Genomic DNA, 17,540 nt, shown 5'->3' with positions numbered 1-17,540 from the left:
GTGCCGGGCGCGGTTCCGACGTAGGGCAAGGCCGGCGCCATCCAGGTGTCGCACCCACCAAGGACTTCCCCATGCAGAAAATCACCCCGTTCCTGATGTTCAACAACCAGGCGGAAGAGGCGGCGAAGCTCTACACGTCGGTGTTCAAGAACTCGAAAATCACCTCGGTTGCGCGGGGCCCTGACGGCGCGGCCATGTCCGTCACCTTCGAACTGGAAGGTCAGCCGTTCATGGCGTTCAACGGCGGGCCGCGGTTCAAGTTCACCGAGGCGATTTCGCTGTTCGTCAGTTGTGAGACGCAGCCTGAGGTGGACTCGCTCTGGGAACAGCTCACGGCGGGGGGCGGAAAGGACAGCAAGTGCGGCTGGCTGGAGGACCGGTTCGGGGTGTCCTGGCAGATCATCCCCACCACGTTGATGCGACTGATGGGAGACAAGGACCCGGCGAAGGCGGGACGCGTGGTGCAGGCGATGCTCGGGATGCAGAAGATTGACATCGCCGCCCTGGAGCGCGCCTACCAGGGAAGCTGAGCGGTCCTCAATCCGTCGTCACCGGAGGCACGGCGTCGCTGTGCCTCCAGGCCTCGTAGTGGATGCGGCCCAGGGGGGCTCCAGCCGTGGGTCCCCCGCCAAACGTGCCGATGATGTCCACGCGCTCGGTGGCATCCGAGGTGGGATGGATGCGGAACTCCACGCCTCGGCCGAACGGTGGCAGCACCAGGCCGTGCCAGCGCAGCGTCCCACCTCGCAAGCGGATGCCGCCGTCCTCGAGGACGGACACGTCCAGCTCCAGGTCCAGGCCGTGCTCGACGAAGACCTCGTGGAGTCGGCCGTCGCGCAGGATGAAGTCCGAGTCGAACCTGCGCAGCACGCCGTCGCAGTACAGCTCCCGGACGAAGTGCATGGAGCCATCCGCGCGGCGGAAGGTGAGGAAGCGTCCGGGGAAGGTGCGTGCCCCGTGCTCGGAGAGGCCCTGGCCGGACAGGCGCGTGGCCATCCAGGCCAGCAGCCGGGCCGTGCGCGAGGCGAAGGTGACGGAGGCTCGGGCGCTCCATGCACCGGGGTTCGCGTAGAAGCGCATGACGCGCGGGTCCACGCGGGACATGTCCGGGCCCAGCACGGTGGCGAGCAGGGGCCAGACATCCGAGGGCCTCGCGCGCTGGCCCCGGTGCACGGCCTTCACACCGCGACGGTAGACACTGGCCGCCGTCCACGCGGTGATGAAGCTCGTGAGCAGCAGCCACGCCGTGCGCCGTTCGTCGACGAGGCCGGTGTCGTGGCGCCAGCGCGGCAGGCACAGCGCGCGCACGGTGGCGAAGGCGTAGTGGCGCAGCAGGCTCCAACTGGCGCTCAGCATGCGTGACAGGGACAGCGCCAGGCCGTGGGCGATGGCCGTCTCACCCGGCACGGCGCCCGCGAGGGCGGGCTGGTCGAAGAGGCGCGCGCCGAGCGTCATCTCCACGTGCTGCACCAGCAGGCGCCACAGCGGCTCGTTCCCGTGGACGCGGGCCTCTTCGAGAAAGGCGGCCTCGTACCCGACGTCACGGGCCCGGGCCACGTCTCGCATGTGGGCTTCAATCCAGCGCTCGTCCCGGACTTCGAGCGGGAGCTGGTCCTCGCAGGCGCGCGCGTAGGACGCCCACTCCCGGGTGCGGGGAAATCCACGCTCATCCACTGGCATCACCGCGGCGCCCAGTCGCGCGAAGGGCTCCGACACCCCCCAGAAGCGGCCGAGTGTCACCGCGCTCGCGGCCAGCAGGTGCACCTTCGCCATGCGGCACGGATGCGCGCGGTAGAAGTCCGCGAGCAGGCCCAGGGAGAGTCGGCAGGCGCGGTGACGGATGGCGAAGTCCCGCAGCTCCCCGAGTGGCGCATCAGGCAGGGCCGTCCGCGCTTCGTCGAGCTCCTCCGGGTGGAGCCGGGCCTCCCGCTTCGCGTCCATCGGGAGCAGGGCCTCCAATTGGGAGTCCCCCGGATGCAGCTCTCCCGACCGCCGCAGGGCCTCCAACTGCGCGTCCGCCAGCGGGGAGCCTTCCGAACGGAGCAAGGCCTCCAGTCGCGCATCCTGGTGCGGTGATGCCATCGAGTTCAGTTGGAACACGGTGTTCTCCACTCGCGTCTCGAAGCGGGTCCGCGGCGGCTTCCGTCGCGGATACGTCTCCACGGCTTCGGCGCTCATGAAGAGACCTCCACAAGTTCTCCACAGGGATACGCCATGGCGGACTCATGGTCCTCGACGCCTCGGCCGAGCCAGCTCCTCGCCGCACCCGGCGCTGGCGCCCTTCCGAGCACCCGCGCGAGGATGAACAGCCCGAAGCGCCACCGCGAGCGCCCTCGCGTCGGAGCGTGTTCATCCCCGGCGCACCACTGGCGCAACGTCTCGAAGCCCCACTCCGTGCCCAACCGCATGACGGGACGGAACAGCACCGCGTCGAGCACCTCCCCCACCACCCCATACCGGGCGCGGTAGTCGAACACCGTCTTGAAGAACGTCCCCCCGGGCCGCTGCTCGTAGAGCCATACGCCGCGACCGCGCAGGATGATGCTCCGCCAGTCCTCCGAGCCGAACTCGAACGTCGAGCGCAGGTGCGGCGTGTTCGCCAGGTAGCGACCCCAGCCGATGATTTCGAGCCCGAAGCCCAGGTGCGTCCGGTAGTCCATCAGGTGGAACCCCCGGGCATCGGCCTCCGGCAGGTAGCGGATGGACGTGAAGCGCACGTCCCACGCCGTGTGCAGCGCTGGGTCCTGCGTGCGCTCCCACACCACCTCGACGGGCGCGGGGATGAACACCTCCGCGACAATCCTTTGGAGCCGGGGTTGTCGGAATGGAGTGGCCACCGGCCGCCGCCGGAACGCGAACCACCGCGCCAGGTCCTTCGCGAAGACGATGAGCGCCGTCACGCCCATCACCGTCATCAGCGCGCGCAAGGCCACGGGCACCAAGGGCGGGTCCACGCGAAGCCCCGTGGGCAGCAGCCTGTCCGCCCACACCGCGTGGAAGGTCGCCATGAGGTAGAGCCCCACCAGCACGCTCAGCACCACATGCATGAAGTACTCACCCCGGGGAACACCGCCCTGGGACGCTCGGCTGTCGCGCTCCTCCCAGACATCCGCGAGGGCGACGAAGACATCCGCGGCGTACAACACCCCGAGCAACCCCAGCGCCCACCCCTGGAAGCGCACGTGCGGCACCCAGAGGAACTGGAGCGCGTAGATGAGGTGGCGCGCGGTGTGCCAGAGCACCTCGCGCTGACACTCGGGGCGCTCGTGGAGCCGGCCGCGCCAGAGGTGGAAGTAGAGGACGTCGAAGGCCCCCAGGAGGCCGATGGCGAGCAACAGGTAGAAGGCGACGTGCATGGCCGGGCCTCAGTGCAACGGCACGGCCAGCGCCTCCCGGGGATGCAAGCCTTTGGAACGCCAGGGATTCAGCGGATTCGACGCGAGCCTCCCGTCAACTCCGTGGACAGCGCCGACAACCCGGGTTGTCGTCCCCAACTTCTCCACAGGGCTTCTGCGTGCGGGTGGGTTTCACCGGGCCTCTGAGTCGGCGGCCTCGGTGCGTCATGAATCACGCGTCAGGTGTCATGACGGGTGTCGCGCACGGGCCGAAAACGGCGCTCGGGCGCGCTGTCAATCGGTCGTCCTCGAATTTTCCTGAAAGATTTCCAGGACGGGTGGTGAACGGGACCCGCCCTGGAACCTGGAGAAACCCGGCCTGACACGGCACACCCCGCGTCACCGACCCTGCGGGTGGACATGCCCCGCGTACCCGATATTCTTCGGCCATCGTTGCGTTGAAAGACGTAGACGTGTTCCACATTGCCCACGCGAGGCCTGCCCGGGATGCACCCCTTGGTCCCGGCGCTTGTGTGGAAGGAGTGCGGTTGCCCGGACGACCTTGGAGGTCCGGCGTGCGGCGGCTCCGTTGCATCGTGGGGGGCCCGCTCGGGCCCCGGGGAGATGCGCGTTCCCTGGGGCCCGAGTCACCTCGTCACTGACTAGGGCCCCATCCGGGCCGCGCCCGCGGGCGCCTTCGCCCCGAAGGATTGCAGGTAGCGCAGCTCGTCCCGGGTGCTCTCCTCCAGCAGCTCCTCCGTGAGCGAGTTCAGCGGCCACCGCTCCATCGCCGTCTGCTGGAACACGGCGATGGCCTGCTCCAGCTCCTTGATTTGATTCATCGCCAGCGTCCGGCCCGCGTCGTCCTCCAGGTCCTGCGAGCCGCCACGCACCAACTGCAGGCCCGTCATCCGCTCCACCACGGTGGTCTGCTGGACCAGGCTGGCGCCGATGTCCCGGGTGATGCGACCCAGGCGCTGACGTCCCTCCGGAGAGAGCGCGCCGCGCGTGGCCACGTTGCGCGTGCGCAGAATCCACGTCCCCCGCTCGTTGATGCCTCGCAGGGACACCGCCATCGCCAGCGCGCTGGCGTCCGGCACGCCTGCTTCCTTCAAGAGCCGGCGAGTCTCCCGGTAGCCATCGTGAAACGAGGTCTCTCGCCACGCGGGCAACGTGGCCACGCGCTCCAGCGCGTCGATTTCCGCGGCCGTCAGCTCCGTACCGGACTCGGTGTCACCCAGTAGCAGGAGCAACTGGAGCTGCATCGAGCGCGGGTGCGCCGCGGCCAGCGACTCCAGCTTCTGGCGGAACGTCTTGCGCGCCCGCTCGTGCTCGGACTCCGGCAGGGACTCGCCCCTCAGCGCGTCCCGCACCGCGAGGTAGAGGTCCGGGTTCTCCAGTCGGGGCACCTGCGCCAGCAGGAAGAGTGACTTGTCCGCGTCCAGCTTGCGAGAGGCGAGCGCGAGCCTCAGCTTGACGTCGTCCGAGGGGGCCCGCTCCCACGCGAGCTTCTCCCAGTCGGAGGCGGTGGGGTCCGGCGGCAGGGGCGTGGCGCCTGGAAGCAGCTCGCTCTTGCCGAGGTTGGGGCGGCCCAGCGTCACCCACGCGTCCCGGAAGGCCTGCTGCCAGGAGACACCCGGCGCGCGCCGCAGCTCGCGCAGCGTCTCCAGCAACTTCAGCTCCGGACTCCCCGGCGCCACGGCCTCGAGCTGGCCCAGCACGGTGGCGGCCTCCGCGTCGTTGCCTTCCTCGAGCGCCAGACAGGCGTGCACGAGCAGGGCGGGTGCGTGCCTGGGCGCCAGCATCAGCGCCTCGCCGAGCGACTCGCGGGCCTTCTTCAACTCACCCGTGGCGGCGGCGCGCGCGGCGCGGTCCGTGTGGCGCAGCACCTCCGGGGACACGGTGGGCTTCGCGGCGCCCTGTTTCTTGGGGGAGTGCTCGCCGTGGTCATGCGCGTCATGGCCTGGAGGCGACTGCCTGCCCCGGAAGAACAGGGCACCTCCGGCGACCAGGGCCACCACCAGTCCCACGCCACTCCACAGTGCTGCCTTGCGTCCCGATGAGCCCTGCGTGGAAGGAGGAGGAATCGGGTCCGTCATGGTGTGGCGTCTCCGGCGGGTGGGGGAGCCGCATTCCAATCGTCCGCGACGACTGGAGCAAGGTGGCCCGCGCCCTGGGGACAGTGTCCGTCCCTACCCAGGGGGGCCCCCACCCGCGTCCGGGACGTGCCCGGACGCCTGGGGCGCCGCGCTCAGTCCTTCAGGTAGACGACGCGGGTGCCACCGCGCGCCTTCACCTCGGTGCGGGGAGGACGGGAGACGCACTGGACGGTGGTGCCGCCCGTCGCGTTGACGGAGAGGCTCTCCGAGGGGTCCGCTTCCACGTGGACTCCGCCGCTGGCTTCGACCTCCAGGGACTTCACGCCCTTGAGGTCCATGGCCTTGATGACGGCGCCGCCGCTGGCCTCGATGTCCAGCTCCTGGGCGCGACCCGCCAGGTTGACGGCGGCCCCGCCGCTGGCCTCGACCTCCACCTTCTTCGTGTCCACGCCCCGGACCGTGAGGGCCGCGCCGCCGCTGGCCTCGGCGGAGAATTCGTCCCCGGAGGGGGAGACTTCCGCCTCGACATTCCCGCCGCCGCTGACGTCCACGCCGTCCAGGTGGGGGTTGGAGACGTACAGGCGCACCTTGCCGCCCTGGAATTGGCTGAAGAGGCCGTCGCGCTCCACCTGGGTGGTGAGCTGTCCGTCCTTCACCACGAGTCGCAGGCGGGACAGCAGCTCCGAGGGCCCTTCGACGCGGACCGACTTGGGGCCGACCTTCACCTGGGCCTTGATGCCGTGGCCCACCGCGAGGCTCTCGAAGTCGGGGACATCTCGCGCCTCACCCTTCTGGGCGCCCTCCGCGAAGGAGGTTCCCGCGAACATCAGCAGCGGGACGAGCAGGGACATCCGGGCGGTCTTCATGGCGCGCTCCCAAGGCATGGGACCCGGCAGGGGCCCCGTCATGGCGGCTACGCGCGGCGCTCCGAGCGATTGCCACCCCTGGGGCAACTACTGGCGGGAGAGCATCTCCAGCGGGACTCGCACGGCGGTGGTGTCGCCGGGCTTGATGTCGACCGACAGCTTGAGTGCCTTCCCATCGCCGTCCACGAGCTTCAGCGTGTGCTTGCCGGAGGGCAGGCTCACCTTGAAGAGCGGCGTATCACCCAGGGACTGTCCGCCCAGATACACCTTGGCGTAGGGCTCGGTGACCAGGGTGAGGAAGCCCGGCTCTCCGGTGGGCGTGGCCGCACTGTCCTCACCCGAGTCGAACGTCGCGCGCTTGCCGTTCCGGGTCGTCGACTCCTTGGTGGTCCGCTTGCCCGTGGAGCGACCCGGCTTGCGCGCGGGCTTGTCCTCCACCTCGTCCAGGGTGGGAGGGGCGTTGGAGGGCTCCGGGTCGGGGTCGACGGTCTCCGCCAGCACTTCGGGTGGGGGCGGGACCTTCTCCACGACGACGGGTGGGACGATGACGGGTGGGGCCTTCGTCTGCTCCCGAGGGAGCGGGACGCGTTGCCTGGCCGTGTCTCCGAGAGGCGCCGGCGGCGGCGGCTTCTGCTCGAGCCCCAGCAGGGGAGCGGCCCAGGCGGACACCACGCCTCCATCGAGCCCCAGTCCCACCACCGCGGCGGCCACCGCGACGAGGACGAGCACGCCGGCGAGGACCTTGCGCCCGCCTCGGGATTCGGAGCCCACGGCGGGGACTCCGCGCAGGGTGTGGACGTGGGAGTCCTCGTCGTCGGGGACCTCGTCCTCGGGTTTGCGGCGGTTCTCCTGGAAGCCGCGCGAGGGTCGGGTGGTGACCTCGGCGTCGGGGAAGGCGGCGGGAAGCTGGGGCTGGGGCCGGCGACGGGCGGGTCCGGCGGCGCGTCGGGAGGGAACACCCGCGTGGCTGCCGGGCTCGGCGGAGAGCGAGGGCACGCGGACCATCGCCGTCTCCTCGTTGCGCTCGGGAGGCTGCGGGGGAGGGGCCACGGCGCGCAGCGTGTCCACGGTGCGGCCGGTGCGAGGGCGTGCCTCGCTCCGGGGCACGGGCTCCTCCGACACGGGCACGGCGCGCGGGGCCGGCGCGGGAGCGCGGACGGTGTGCCCCGAAGGAGGAAGCGCGGGCCGCCCCGGCAGGGTGCGGGCCAGGTGCGGCGCTTCCTGCGGCGGCGGCGGGGGCAGGGCGTCCGGTGGGGGCGGCGGTGGTGGACGCGCGGACTCCGAGGGGGCGCCGCGTCCCGCCAGTCGCTTGTGGGGCGGCGCCTGGAGCACGGCCTTGCGCGGCTGCGGGTCGGGGGGCGGCGGCGGGGGAGGCGTCGTCGCCGGTTGCATGCTGGTGGCGCGCCGAGGCGTCGCCGCCGGAGCGGGCTGCTTCGCCGCCGTCGCCACGGCGGAGCGACGGGATGGCGGGGAGTCCGGGGGGCCGGAGTTGGTGTTGACGGTGGGCGGCTCGGGGGCCTCGGGGACGCTGTTGGAGCCGCCCATGGCCAGCATCGCCGCCACGCTCGTCTCGCCCGTGGTGTCGCCCGTGGGGCCCGCGATGAGCAGCTGGCGCGTCTGCTCGCGCCGGTCGGCGAAGAGGCGGCGCATCACCTCGCTGCTCTGCTCGGGGTGCCAGATGAGCGGGCCCACCGCGCGCTCCAGGGCGCGGGCGAACTCCAGCGTGGAGGCGTAGCGGTCCTCACGGCGCTTCGACAGCGCGCGCAGGACGATGGCGTCCAGCTCCGGCGGTATCTGCTTGTTGGCGCGTGAAGGCGGCGTCACCTCGCACTTCAGCACCGCGTTCATCATCGCCTCGGCCTGCTTCGCGTAGAACAACCGCATGCCGGTGAGCAGCTCGTGCAGCACCACGCCCAGGCTGAACAAGTCGCTGCGGGCATCCAGGGGCTCGCCCATGATCTGCTCGGGCGACATGTAGCCGCTGGTGCCCTTCACCATGCCCACTGCGGTGCGGCTGGCGCGCGCCAGGCTCTTGGCGATGCCGAAGTCCAACAGCTTGGTGACGCCCTCGTACGTCACCATGATGTTCTTCTCGGCCACGTCCCGGTGGATGACGGGCGAGGGGTGGCCGAGCGGGTCCGTGAAGGTGTGCGCGTAGTGCAGCGCCACGGCCGTGTCCCGCACCGCCATCAGGCTGAAGCCCACGGGGATGGGGTGGCTGGCCTGCCGACACGCGCGCGCCACCTCCACCAACGTGGCTCCCGGCACGAACTCCATGGCCAGGAACAGCTCGCCCTCGGCGATGTCCAGGTCGAACACCTGGGCGATGTGCGGGTGGTTGAACGCGGCCGTCACCTTGGCCTCGTCCAGGAACATCCGGATGAACTCTTCCTCGCCTCGGATGTCCGGCAGAATCTGCTTGAGCACCACCAACTTGCGGAAGCCGGCGAGTCCCCGCTGCGACGCTAGGAAGATCTCCGCCATCCCGCCCGTGGATAGGCGGCTGAGAACCTCATACTTACCCAGCGACCGGCCCTTGGAGGCATCCGGCGCGAGCGGCAGCGTCGTCCCACTCATCGGAAGGTGCCCAATCTACACTGGCACCCGGACGGACGCGAAAGTCAGGGTCGAAGAAAAGTCCACGAATATCGACATCTCTGACTTTTCTGTGAATTCGCGATGTCACTCCTCGGGTGGGGAGCGGCGGCGTGCGGGGGAGGCGGGGAGGGTGACGGCGAGGGCGTTGAGGAGGCGCAAGTCGGAGCGGGACAGGCCGCGCAGGTTCTTGCGGAGGTCGACCAGGGCGGTGGGCTCGGTGCGGGCGGGTTGGGGTGGGCGCTTGCGGCCGGGGGGCGTTTCGATGGTGGCGTCCAGGGCGAGCAGCGCGTGGGGTGGGACGTGGAGCACGGTGCACAGGCCGCGCAGGGTGTGGATGCTCGGGAGCATGTGGCCGCGCTCCAGGCGGGCGTACACCTCACGGGCCACACCGAGGCGCTCGGCGACGGCGGCCTGGGTCAGTCCCAGGTTCCTTCGGGCCATCCGCGCGGACAGGCCCAGGTGGACTCCAAGCTCGGTCTTCATTCGTCGCCCGTCGGGAAGGACGCGGGGCTCGCTCGCCACCGCAAAAGGGCACCCTACTCCGCGCTCCTCGCGGGACGCACCCTCCGTGAAGACTCTGTCGCGGCGCCATGTGTGACGGAGGTGTACCCGTGAGGCCGTGGACGAGGGCCGGGGCTCGTGGTCCGAGGCCTGGGTGGCACCTCGGAGAACACCTGTGTGAGAACGGACCGACGGCCGCTGGAGGGAGTGGCCCGGGAAGAGGGCTCGGCGATGGGTGTGAAGACGGTGCGGTTCGACTTCGAGAACACGCGGGACACGTCGGTCGACGTCTGGTTCGAGCCCTCGGGGATGCCGTTCAAAATCCCGCCGGGAGGCCGCCTCGACGTCATCTGCGAGGGACCGGAGGAGGGAGAGCTCGAGGTGGAGCGTCACCCCGAGGGCCACGTCACCCTGTACGCCTGGTGGGGCGCGTGGTTCCGGGTCGTCGAGGAGGGACGCGTGGTCTACACGGAGGAGGGGATGCGCGCCCCGCCCCTTCCTCGGGGTGTCTCCATGAAGCAGATGGTGGAGACGCTGTTCGGCCCGCTCGAGAATCGACAGGCGATGCTCGACAAGCCCAAGGAGTAGGGGCGTCAGGAGAGACGGTGGCCGCGCGTCCTGGCCGGCGTTCATCTCAGGTTTCCGCGCCCCGGCGAGCACAGGCTCCTTACGAGAGTCGGCCCCGGAGCTGCCCCCCTTTCACTTCACACTCCGCGCGTCCCTCCTGCCCGTCCCTCGGTGGACCTGGGCTAAGACGCGCTCCCAAGGTTCCATGGATACTTCTGTTTCTCCCCGCGCTGTCACCGGCCGTATCGACGTTCACCCCCGGGGCTTCGGCTTCCTCACCGTGCAGGCGCCCGGCACGCAAGAGGTGCTGTCCGCCTTCATTCCTCCCCCCGACCTCAACCCGCTGCTGGCCGGAGACATCGTCACCGGCACCGTGACGGCGGGCGCGGACGGGCGCTGGACGGCCAGCGGGCTGACGCTGGTGGAGCGGCCCCGCACCCGCGTCTACGGTGAAGTCGTCGCCCGCAAGGGAGCGTTCTTCCTGCGCATCGACCGCGAGGTGGGCAACGCGGACTGGGTGCTCGACCCGGGCACCACCCGCGTCCAGCACGGCGACGCGGTGGTGGCGAGCATCACCGACGGCAAGCTCTCGCTGCTCTACCGCATCGAGCCTGGAGAGGACCGCTCGCTGGAGCGCATCATCGCCCGGCACGCGCTGAGCAAGGACTTCTCCCCCGAGTCGCTGGAGGACGCGCGAGTCGCCCGCGAGGTGCCGCACGAGGTGGGCGCGCGACGTGACTTGCGCGACGTGCCGACGGTGACGGTGGATGCGCCGTCCACGCGAGACATCGACGACGCGATTTCCGTGCTGCCCGCGGGGCCGGATGGAGCGCTGCGACTGCTGGTGTCCATCGCGGACGTGAGCGAGCTGGTGAAGGAGGGCACCGCGCTGGATTCGCAGGCGCGCGAGCGGGCCACCAGTGTGTACATGGCGGGGCGCGTGCTGCCGATGTTGCCGGAGTCGCTGTCCTCGGACTGGCTGAGCCTGGTGCCGGGCAAGGAGCGACGCTGCCTCACGGTGGAGCTGCGCATCGACCCGCAGGGCCGGGTGACGGCGGCGGACGTGTACGAGAGCGTCATCCGCTCCTGGGCGCGGCTGAACTACGAAGAAGTCGCGGCCTTCCTGGACCGGGGCGAGGTGTCCGCGCCCATGGAGCCGGTGCGGGACGTCATGCCGTGGTTCCGGCTGGCGGCGGCGCGACTGGCCGTGGCGCGCGGCGCTCGTGGCGGCATGGAGTTCGCGCGAGATGAAGCGCGGTTCACCTTCGACGCGGCGACGGGCGAACTCTCCGGACTGGTGAACGAGCAGCCCACGTCCGCGCACGGGATGATTGAGCGCTTCATGGTGGCGGCGAACGAGGCCATCGCCATGTGGATGCTGGTGCGCGGCCTGCCGGGCGTGTTCCGCGTGCATGAGCAGCCGGACCCGCTGCGCGTGGCGGACCTGAATGCGTTCGCGGAACACTCGGGCTTCGCGGCGGGCTTCGGACGCGAGCTGACGCCGCTGGCGCTGACGGCGTTCGACCGGCAAATCGCGGGTGCGGCGGCGGAGCCCGCGCTGCGCTCGGTGTTGCGGCGCTCGCTGGGCCCGTCTCGCTACACGGTGAAGCCGGGGCCGCACTTCGGACTGGCGGCGCCGCTGTACCTGCACTTCACGTCGCCCATCCGTCGGTACGCGGACCTCGCGGTGCATCGCACGCTGAAGGGCTACCTGCACGGCCGCCGCGACTACCTGGACGAGGACCCGGAGATGGAGGCGCTGGCGGTGCACATCAACGCGCGCGCCCGCGCCGCGAATCGCGCCGAGGCGGACCGGCACCACGTGCTGGAAGCGCGGTGGTTGGCGGGGCACGTGGGCAGGGAGTTCTCCGCGCGCCTCGTCCGGGTGCGGCCTTTCGGGCTGGTGGCACAGCTGGACGGCATGTTGGTCGAGGGGATGTTGCCGGCGGAAGGACTGCCGGGCGGCCCCTTCCGTCCGGATGCGCGCGAGCTGTCCCTCGTCGGCAAGACGCGGACCTTCACCGTGGGCATGCCGGTGAAGGTGAAGGTGGCCGCCACCGACGAGCAGCTTGGCCGCGTGGAGCTGTCCCTGGTCGAGTAGGCGGACGCACGGCGGGCTTCCCGCTCGCCCCCCGAGGGAAGGTCGCCGCCCTTCGAGCGGGGGGCGATAGACTCCCGCCCTCTTCATGAGCGAACCCTCCCCTCCCGTCGTCGAGGACGCGCGCGCCCGCTTGCGGCGCCGGGCCGTGCTGCTGCCGTTGCTGCTGGTGGTGCTCGCGTACGGCAACGCGGTGCGAGGCGGCTTCGTCTGGGACGACCACTCGCTCATCGAGGAGCAGGAGGTGGTGCGCGAACTGGCGCCGCTGCCGGACTACTTCACGCGGATGTTCTGGAGCGACCCGATGGGCGTCTCTCGCGGCTACTACCGGCCGCTGGTGACGCTCGGCTACGCGGTGGAGTACGCGCTCTTTGGAGGCGCGCCCGAGGGCTTCCACCTGATGAACCTGCTCTTCCACCTGGTGGTGGTGGCGTGGGTGTTCCTGCTGTGCCGGCGTACGGGTGCCTCGCCCTGGGGCGCGGCGGTGGGCGCCGCGGCGTTTGGTGTCTTCCCCCGGTTGACGGAGTCGGTGGCGTGGATTGCCGGACGCACGGATGTGCTGGCGGCGGTCTTCACGTTGGGGGCGCTGCTCGTGTACCGCGCGGACACGGCCTCACGGCGATGGGGCGCGGCGGCGCTGGTGCTGACGGGCCTGCTCTGCAAGGAGGTGGCGGTGGCCGGCGTGGTGGGGCTCGTCGTGCTGGAGCTCACCGCCGTGCGCGCGCGGGAGCGCCGCTTCGGACAGGCCGTGCGAAACCTGCTGCCCATGGGCGTGGCGCTCGCGCTGTATGGCGGCCTGCGGCTGAACGCGCTGCGCTCGGACGTGCGGGAGCTGGACGCGGGGACCTCGTCGGGGCTGTCCCTGCTCGAGCGCGCCGAGGCGGGGCTCGCCGCGCTGGGGCACTACGCGGTGATGCTCGTGGATGCGCTGCGCCCGCGTCTCCAGCAGGGAGTCCTGGGCGAGCATCCCCTCGCCTGGGTCCTCTTGGGCGCGGGGGTCCTCGTCGCGCTGGGGCTGTCCCTGTGGAAGTGGGGAGGCCGGCTCACGCCGCTGGAGAAGGCCGCGTTGGCGACGGCCGCGTGCGCGCTGGCGCTGGTGCTCCATGCCATTCCCCTGGGCCTGCACACGTTGGCCTCGGACCGCTTCCTCTACGTGCCCGTGGCGATGGGCGTGGTGGCGCTGGTGGCACCGCTCGAGCGAGCCGCCCGGTTGCGTCCGAGGGCGGGGCTGGCCGTGGCCGTCGTGACGCTCACGGCCTTCGCCGGTGCGACGCACCTGCGCAACCGCGATTGGATGGACGAGCTTCGGCTGTGGCGGGTGGCGGAGCAGGTGTCTGGCCCCGATGACGCCTTCGTCCAGCAGCAACTGGGCGGGCTCTACATGGAAGCGCACCGATACGAGGAGGCGCTCGGACACCTGCGCCAGTCGGTGCGCCAGAAGAGTCGCTTCACGGGCATCAAGGGCTACAACAACCTGGCGCTGTGCCTGACGAAGCTGGGTCAGCACGCGGAGGCCATCACCCTTTTTGAAGACATGGTGCGACAGCAGCCCGGTTACCGGAGAGGGCATCTCAATCTGGCCATGGCCTTCGCGCGCGCGGGGCGCTTCGACTCCGCGCTCACACAGCTTCAGCGCCTGGAGTCGATGTCCCCGGGTGACACCGTCATCCCGGAGCTGCGCGCGTTGTTCGAGCGCTCGCGTGACACCCTGGCCCGGCTCCCGCGCGGGACGCCGGGTGGGGTGGAGGCCGCGTCGGTGGCGGAGACACGGGCGAAGTTGTTCCAGGAGCTGGGCGCGCCCCATGAGGCGGCGCTGAGCTGGGAGGCGGTGCTGGGCGCGAAGGATGCGACGGCCGAGCAGCGCTTGCAGGCGACGGGCTTCCTCGTGTTCGAGGGAGACCTGGGCCGGGCGAAGCGCGCGCTGGAGTGGCTGCGTCAGGCCCGGCCCGAGGATGAGCGCCTGCCCTTGCTGGAAGAAGCCCTGCTCGCGCGCGCGTCGCTCGACGCGTCACGGTGAGCGGGACTACCCGGCGACCGTCAGTCCCTCGGTCTTCGCCAGCAGCGTGTCGTGGCTCACCCAGCCGAGCAGCCCGGTGGAGGACTTCACGAGGTAGACGAACGACGTGGAGCGTCCGCCCTGCACGGAGACGGGCGCGGCGGCGAGCACGAGAATCTTCGATGCCGCCGCGAGGGTGGCCACGGGCTTCTTGTCGGTGCGCGAGTGGGTGATGGGGAAGCCCTCTCGCACGGTGGCTTCCTGGCCGACGTAGTACAGCTCCTGCGGCACCAGGGAGAGCTTGCCGGCCTTGGCATCCAGGGCGAACTTGTCGCGCCGGTTCCAGAACTGCTCCCAGCTGTCGGAGAGGATGATGCCGTTGCCCTTCACCTCGGTGAGGGCGTGGACGCTGCCCAGTGCCTTGAGGCTCTTGCCATCGAAGGCGTAGACGGTGGTGAGCCGGTCGTTGTCCGTCATGCCCGTGTGCACGGCGACTTCCTTGCGCTTGTCGCCGCTGTCCACGTCGATGATGGAGAGGCCGAGGACCTCCGAGTCCGTCTTGCCGCGGAGCGTGGCGGTGCCGGCGGTGAGGACGAACTCCTCGTCGCCCTCCTTCCACTTCACGGCGATGGCCTCCGGCTTGCCGTCGCCATTCAGGTCGGCGGACGCGGACTGCGTGGGGAGCTCGTCACCGGCCTGGGCCAGCGGCGCGCCGAGCAGCGCGAAGGTCGTCACGGCGAGGGCGGGAAGCTGCGTCTTCATGAAAGGGACCTCGTGAGGGCGCGGGTGCCGCGTGCATGCGAGCGCGTGACAGTCCCGGGCGCGGAAGCGGATGCGCATCGTATCCACGCGGGCCCACCAGGCACCTGGATTCCCACCGACGTCAGCCGCGACGGCCGAAGCGTCCGCGGAAGTGCTTGTCGAGGTAGTACTCGGCGCTCGCGTAGGCGTCCTGGGCCTTGGAGGACAGGGGTTGCTCTGGGTGGGCCTTGGCGGCGCGGCGGGCTCGCTGCATCACCGAGCGAGGCTCGCCTTCGGTGGCGGGAGGCAGCTCGCGAGCGATGGCGTCCACCCATGCGTGTGCCTGGTCGACGATACCGAGCGCCTCGTCGAGCGTGACTTCCTTCTCCGACAGCGCGGCGAAGAGCTGGCAGTGGTAGCGGCGGCAGCTCCCCGGGCGGTCCGCATAGACGGTGCACGTGCGCCCATCCAGCGCGGAGCAGTGCTGCGCGAGCGCGGGAACTCCGTCCTCGCGCCGGTCGAGGGGCACTCCGCGCCGCTCCAGTGCCTGGGCTTCCTCTGGTTGGAGCGAGACGTGGGTGAAGAGGGTTCCGTCGCAGCACATGCCGCAGCGCAGGCAGAGGGTGGACAGGGGCATGGGGCCTCGGAACGGGAAGGAATCCCTCCACTAACCCGTCGCGCGACGACGTTCCATCGCGGCGAGGCGGGGAAGGCACGCACGCTCCCTCGTCCGCGAGGCGCCCGCACGTCAGATGAGTCGTACCGGGTTCGAGGGCGGCACTCTCGTGGGGGCCGGTCCGGTCCTGGCTCGAGGAGGCAGATGCTTTGTCGAGAGAAGTCGAACCGGGTTCGAGGGCGGCACTTTCGCGGGGGCCAGCTACCAGACCGAGGAGGCAGATGCTCTCGTGAGAGAGCCTGTGCTGTCCCGAGGGGCACAACCCTCTCGCGAGGGGGGCCCTCGCTCGCGCGCCGTGCTGCACTACAGTGGGGCAAATGCGTGCCGCGTTCCGAGTCCTGACGCTCGCTCTGCTGTCGACGCTGCTCGCGTGCGAGAAGACGCCCGGTGGCGTCCATGTGGTGGTCGACGGTCCGCTGACGCCTGTCGTGGACTTCGACCGTCTGTCCGTCATCGCCTCCCTTCCAGATGGCACGCCCCTCGCCGTGGCCACGCTGGAGGGCGCCGCACTCCGCCTCCCCGCCACCTTCAACTTCGAGTCCGGCCCCGCCACGCCGGAAGGCACCCGCGTCTTCGTGCGCGCCACCGCCGAGCGCTCCGGCATCATCCAGTCCACCGCCTCTGGCGAAGCCGCGCTCACTCCCGGCTCCGGCGCCAGGCTGTCGCTCACCCTGCCCGCCGTCCCCGAGCCGCCAGACGCCGGTCCTCCCGTGGAGTCCTGCGACAACGGCGTGGACGACGACGGTGACGGGCTCGGTGACTGCGCGGACCCCGACTGTGTCGGCGCCAGCTGTCAGCCCGGAGGACTCGTCTGCGCGAACAGCGTGTGCGCCTGTCCCGGTGGCGTCACGGGCGTCATCACCGAACGCCCGGGCTTCGCGCGTCGCTCGGACCCCCTGGTCGTCGCGCCCTCCACGGGCCCCCATGCTGGAGCGCTGGTGATGCTGGGAGGCCGCGATGGCGCGGGCAAGCCCGTCTCCACCGTGGAGATCTTCTTCCCCGAAACCGGCCGCTTCATCGCGAGCGACCTCGCCGTGGGCCGCGCGGAGGCCGCCGCGCTGGTGCTGGATGACGGCGCCGTGGTGGTGCTCGGCGGCGTGCGAGAGGGAGACGTGCTCGAGCCGAGCGCCGAGTGGCTCGACACCGATGGCGGCACCACCCTCATCCCCTTCTCCCCACCCCTGGGCTTTCGCCGCGTGCTCGCGGGCCGGCTCGGAGCGGATGGGGTGATCGCCGGAGGAGAGCTCACCGCGGGGCTCGGCAGGCCCACGACGGACTCGGCGATCCGCATGACGCTGCGCGGCGAGAACGCGGGGGCCTGGGAGAGTCTGGGCAGGCTCTCCCTGAAATGCCCCACGGGAGGCGCGGTGCTGGGAGACGCCTTCGTGCTCGCGGGAGGCTGTACCAGCCTCACCCCCTCCGAGCGGACGGATGTCGTGGCACCCCCAGGACTGCTCGGCGCCGGGCCGCTCCTGCCCACCTCGCTGATGTCGCCCGCGGTGGTGGAGCTGAAGTCGGGACGGGCGCTCATCCTCGGCGGACGCGAAGGCGGCATCGTCCCGTCCTCGCGCGCATTCCTCCTGGAGCGGAATGCCGGGGTGGTGAGGGCGCGGGAGCTGTCCTCCATGGACGCACCTCGCGCCGCGCCGCGTGCGGTTCTCGCGGGCAACGGTTGGGTGTACGTCGAGGACAGGGAAGGGGCTTCTGCCGCATGGTTCGACCCCGCGTCGGAGCGCTTTACTCCTGCTGCGTCAATGTCGACGCCCCGTCTGGGCCATACCCTCGTGGGAGGCGCCGACGGACGCGTTTATGCCGTGGGTGGAAGCAGACCCGACGCCGGTCCGGACGGTCTGTCCTCGTTCATCGAGCCGCGCTGTCCTTGAATCCCAGGGGTGGCCCGCACCCAATGTGGTTCCGCCACGCCTGTACCGAGGAACAAGTTTCCGGCCTGTTGAGAATGGTCAGGCTATATGAACCCCGGTTCACCCTGGTGGTACCCATACCGGGGGACTGCTTCCTTTCGCCCGAAGTCGTACACTCGTCTCCATTCACACAACGGAGCT

13 protein-coding genes are annotated in these 17,540 nt (G+C 70.6%); 5 read left to right on the top strand and 8 right to left on the bottom strand.

Going from position 1 to position 17,540, the window contains the following annotated elements; all coding sequences use genetic code 11:
* Positions 1–71: 71 nt before the first annotated feature.
* On the top strand, positions 72–530 hold the full coding sequence (locus tag HUA76_RS06955) for a VOC family protein (RefSeq protein ID WP_141647150.1): 459 nt from the start codon (positions 72–74) through the stop codon (positions 528–530).
* A 7-nt stretch (positions 531–537) separates the two neighbouring features.
* Here HUA76_RS06955 and HUA76_RS46220 read toward each other — a convergent pair whose 3' ends face one another.
* The 6 genes from HUA76_RS46220 to HUA76_RS06925 form a co-directional block, all read right to left on the bottom strand.
* Positions 538–2,178: a DUF4166 domain-containing protein gene (locus HUA76_RS46220; protein WP_174460340.1), complete on the bottom strand. Its 1,641-nt coding sequence runs from the start codon at positions 2,176–2,178 to the stop codon at positions 538–540.
* Positions 2,175–3,356 carry an SRPBCC family protein gene (locus HUA76_RS06945; RefSeq protein ID WP_174460339.1) on the bottom strand — a complete coding sequence of 394 codons (1,182 nt, stop codon included), beginning with the start codon at positions 3,354–3,356 and terminating at the stop codon, positions 2,175–2,177. Before HUA76_RS06945 ends, HUA76_RS46220 begins: the two co-directional genes overlap by 4 nt.
* A gap of 641 nt (positions 3,357–3,997) precedes the next feature.
* Positions 3,998–5,434: a lipopolysaccharide assembly protein LapB gene (locus HUA76_RS06940; protein WP_174460338.1), complete on the bottom strand. Its 1,437-nt coding sequence runs from the start codon at positions 5,432–5,434 to the stop codon at positions 3,998–4,000.
* 152 nt (positions 5,435–5,586) lie between these two features.
* Positions 5,587–6,300 carry a head GIN domain-containing protein gene (locus HUA76_RS06935; protein ID WP_141647146.1) on the bottom strand — a complete coding sequence of 238 codons (714 nt, stop codon included), beginning with the start codon at positions 6,298–6,300 and terminating at the stop codon, positions 5,587–5,589.
* Between the two features lie 87 nt (positions 6,301–6,387).
* Positions 6,388–8,784 (bottom strand): protein kinase, encoded by a 2,397-nt coding sequence (locus HUA76_RS06930; protein ID WP_254614004.1) that lies wholly within the window; start codon positions 8,782–8,784, stop codon positions 6,388–6,390.
* Between the two features lie 198 nt (positions 8,785–8,982).
* The gene (locus tag HUA76_RS06925; protein WP_174456071.1) at positions 8,983–9,381 is read right to left on the bottom strand and encodes a helix-turn-helix transcriptional regulator; all 399 of its coding nucleotides are present in this window, start codon (positions 9,379–9,381) and stop codon (positions 8,983–8,985) included.
* 195 nt (positions 9,382–9,576) lie between these two features.
* On the opposite strand from HUA76_RS06925, the gene HUA76_RS06920 reads away from it, so the two are divergent.
* The 3 genes from HUA76_RS06920 to HUA76_RS06910 all read left to right on the top strand — a co-directional run bounded on the left by HUA76_RS06920 (position 9,577) and on the right by HUA76_RS06910 (position 14,081).
* Positions 9,577–9,987, top strand: a complete 411-nt coding sequence (locus HUA76_RS06920) for a hypothetical protein (RefSeq protein ID WP_174456070.1) — start codon at positions 9,577–9,579, stop codon at positions 9,985–9,987.
* Positions 9,988–10,171: 184 nt separating this feature from the next.
* On the top strand, positions 10,172–12,067 hold the full coding sequence (locus HUA76_RS06915) for a ribonuclease R family protein (protein ID WP_174456069.1): 1,896 nt from the start codon (positions 10,172–10,174) through the stop codon (positions 12,065–12,067).
* An 85-nt stretch (positions 12,068–12,152) separates the two neighbouring features.
* Complete coding sequence (locus HUA76_RS06910; RefSeq protein WP_174460336.1) at positions 12,153–14,081, top strand: tetratricopeptide repeat protein; 1,929 nt, start codon at positions 12,153–12,155, stop codon at positions 14,079–14,081.
* A 6-nt stretch (positions 14,082–14,087) separates the two neighbouring features.
* Here the strand turns inward: HUA76_RS06910 and HUA76_RS06905 are convergent, their stop codons facing one another.
* The gene (locus HUA76_RS06905) at positions 14,088–14,822 is read right to left on the bottom strand and encodes a hypothetical protein (protein WP_174460335.1); all 735 of its coding nucleotides are present in this window, start codon (positions 14,820–14,822) and stop codon (positions 14,088–14,090) included.
* Positions 14,823–14,943: 121 nt separating this feature from the next.
* Complete coding sequence (locus tag HUA76_RS06900; RefSeq protein ID WP_141641849.1) at positions 14,944–15,438, bottom strand: YkgJ family cysteine cluster protein; 495 nt, start codon at positions 15,436–15,438, stop codon at positions 14,944–14,946.
* 356 nt (positions 15,439–15,794) lie between these two features.
* On the opposite strand from HUA76_RS06900, the gene HUA76_RS06895 reads away from it, so the two are divergent.
* A complete protein-coding gene (locus HUA76_RS06895) occupies positions 15,795–17,360 on the top strand; it encodes a hypothetical protein (protein WP_174460334.1) in 1,566 nt (521 codons plus the stop codon).
* Positions 17,361–17,540 lie beyond the last annotated feature (180 nt).

Source organism: Myxococcus sp. CA056, from assembly GCF_013336715.1.
In the GTDB taxonomy this organism is placed as follows: Bacteria; Myxococcota; Myxococcia; order Myxococcales; family Myxococcaceae; genus Myxococcus; species Myxococcus llanfairpwllgwyngyllgogerychwyrndrobwllllantysiliogogogochensis.
This window is presented reverse-complemented; position numbering and strand designations above follow the sequence as displayed.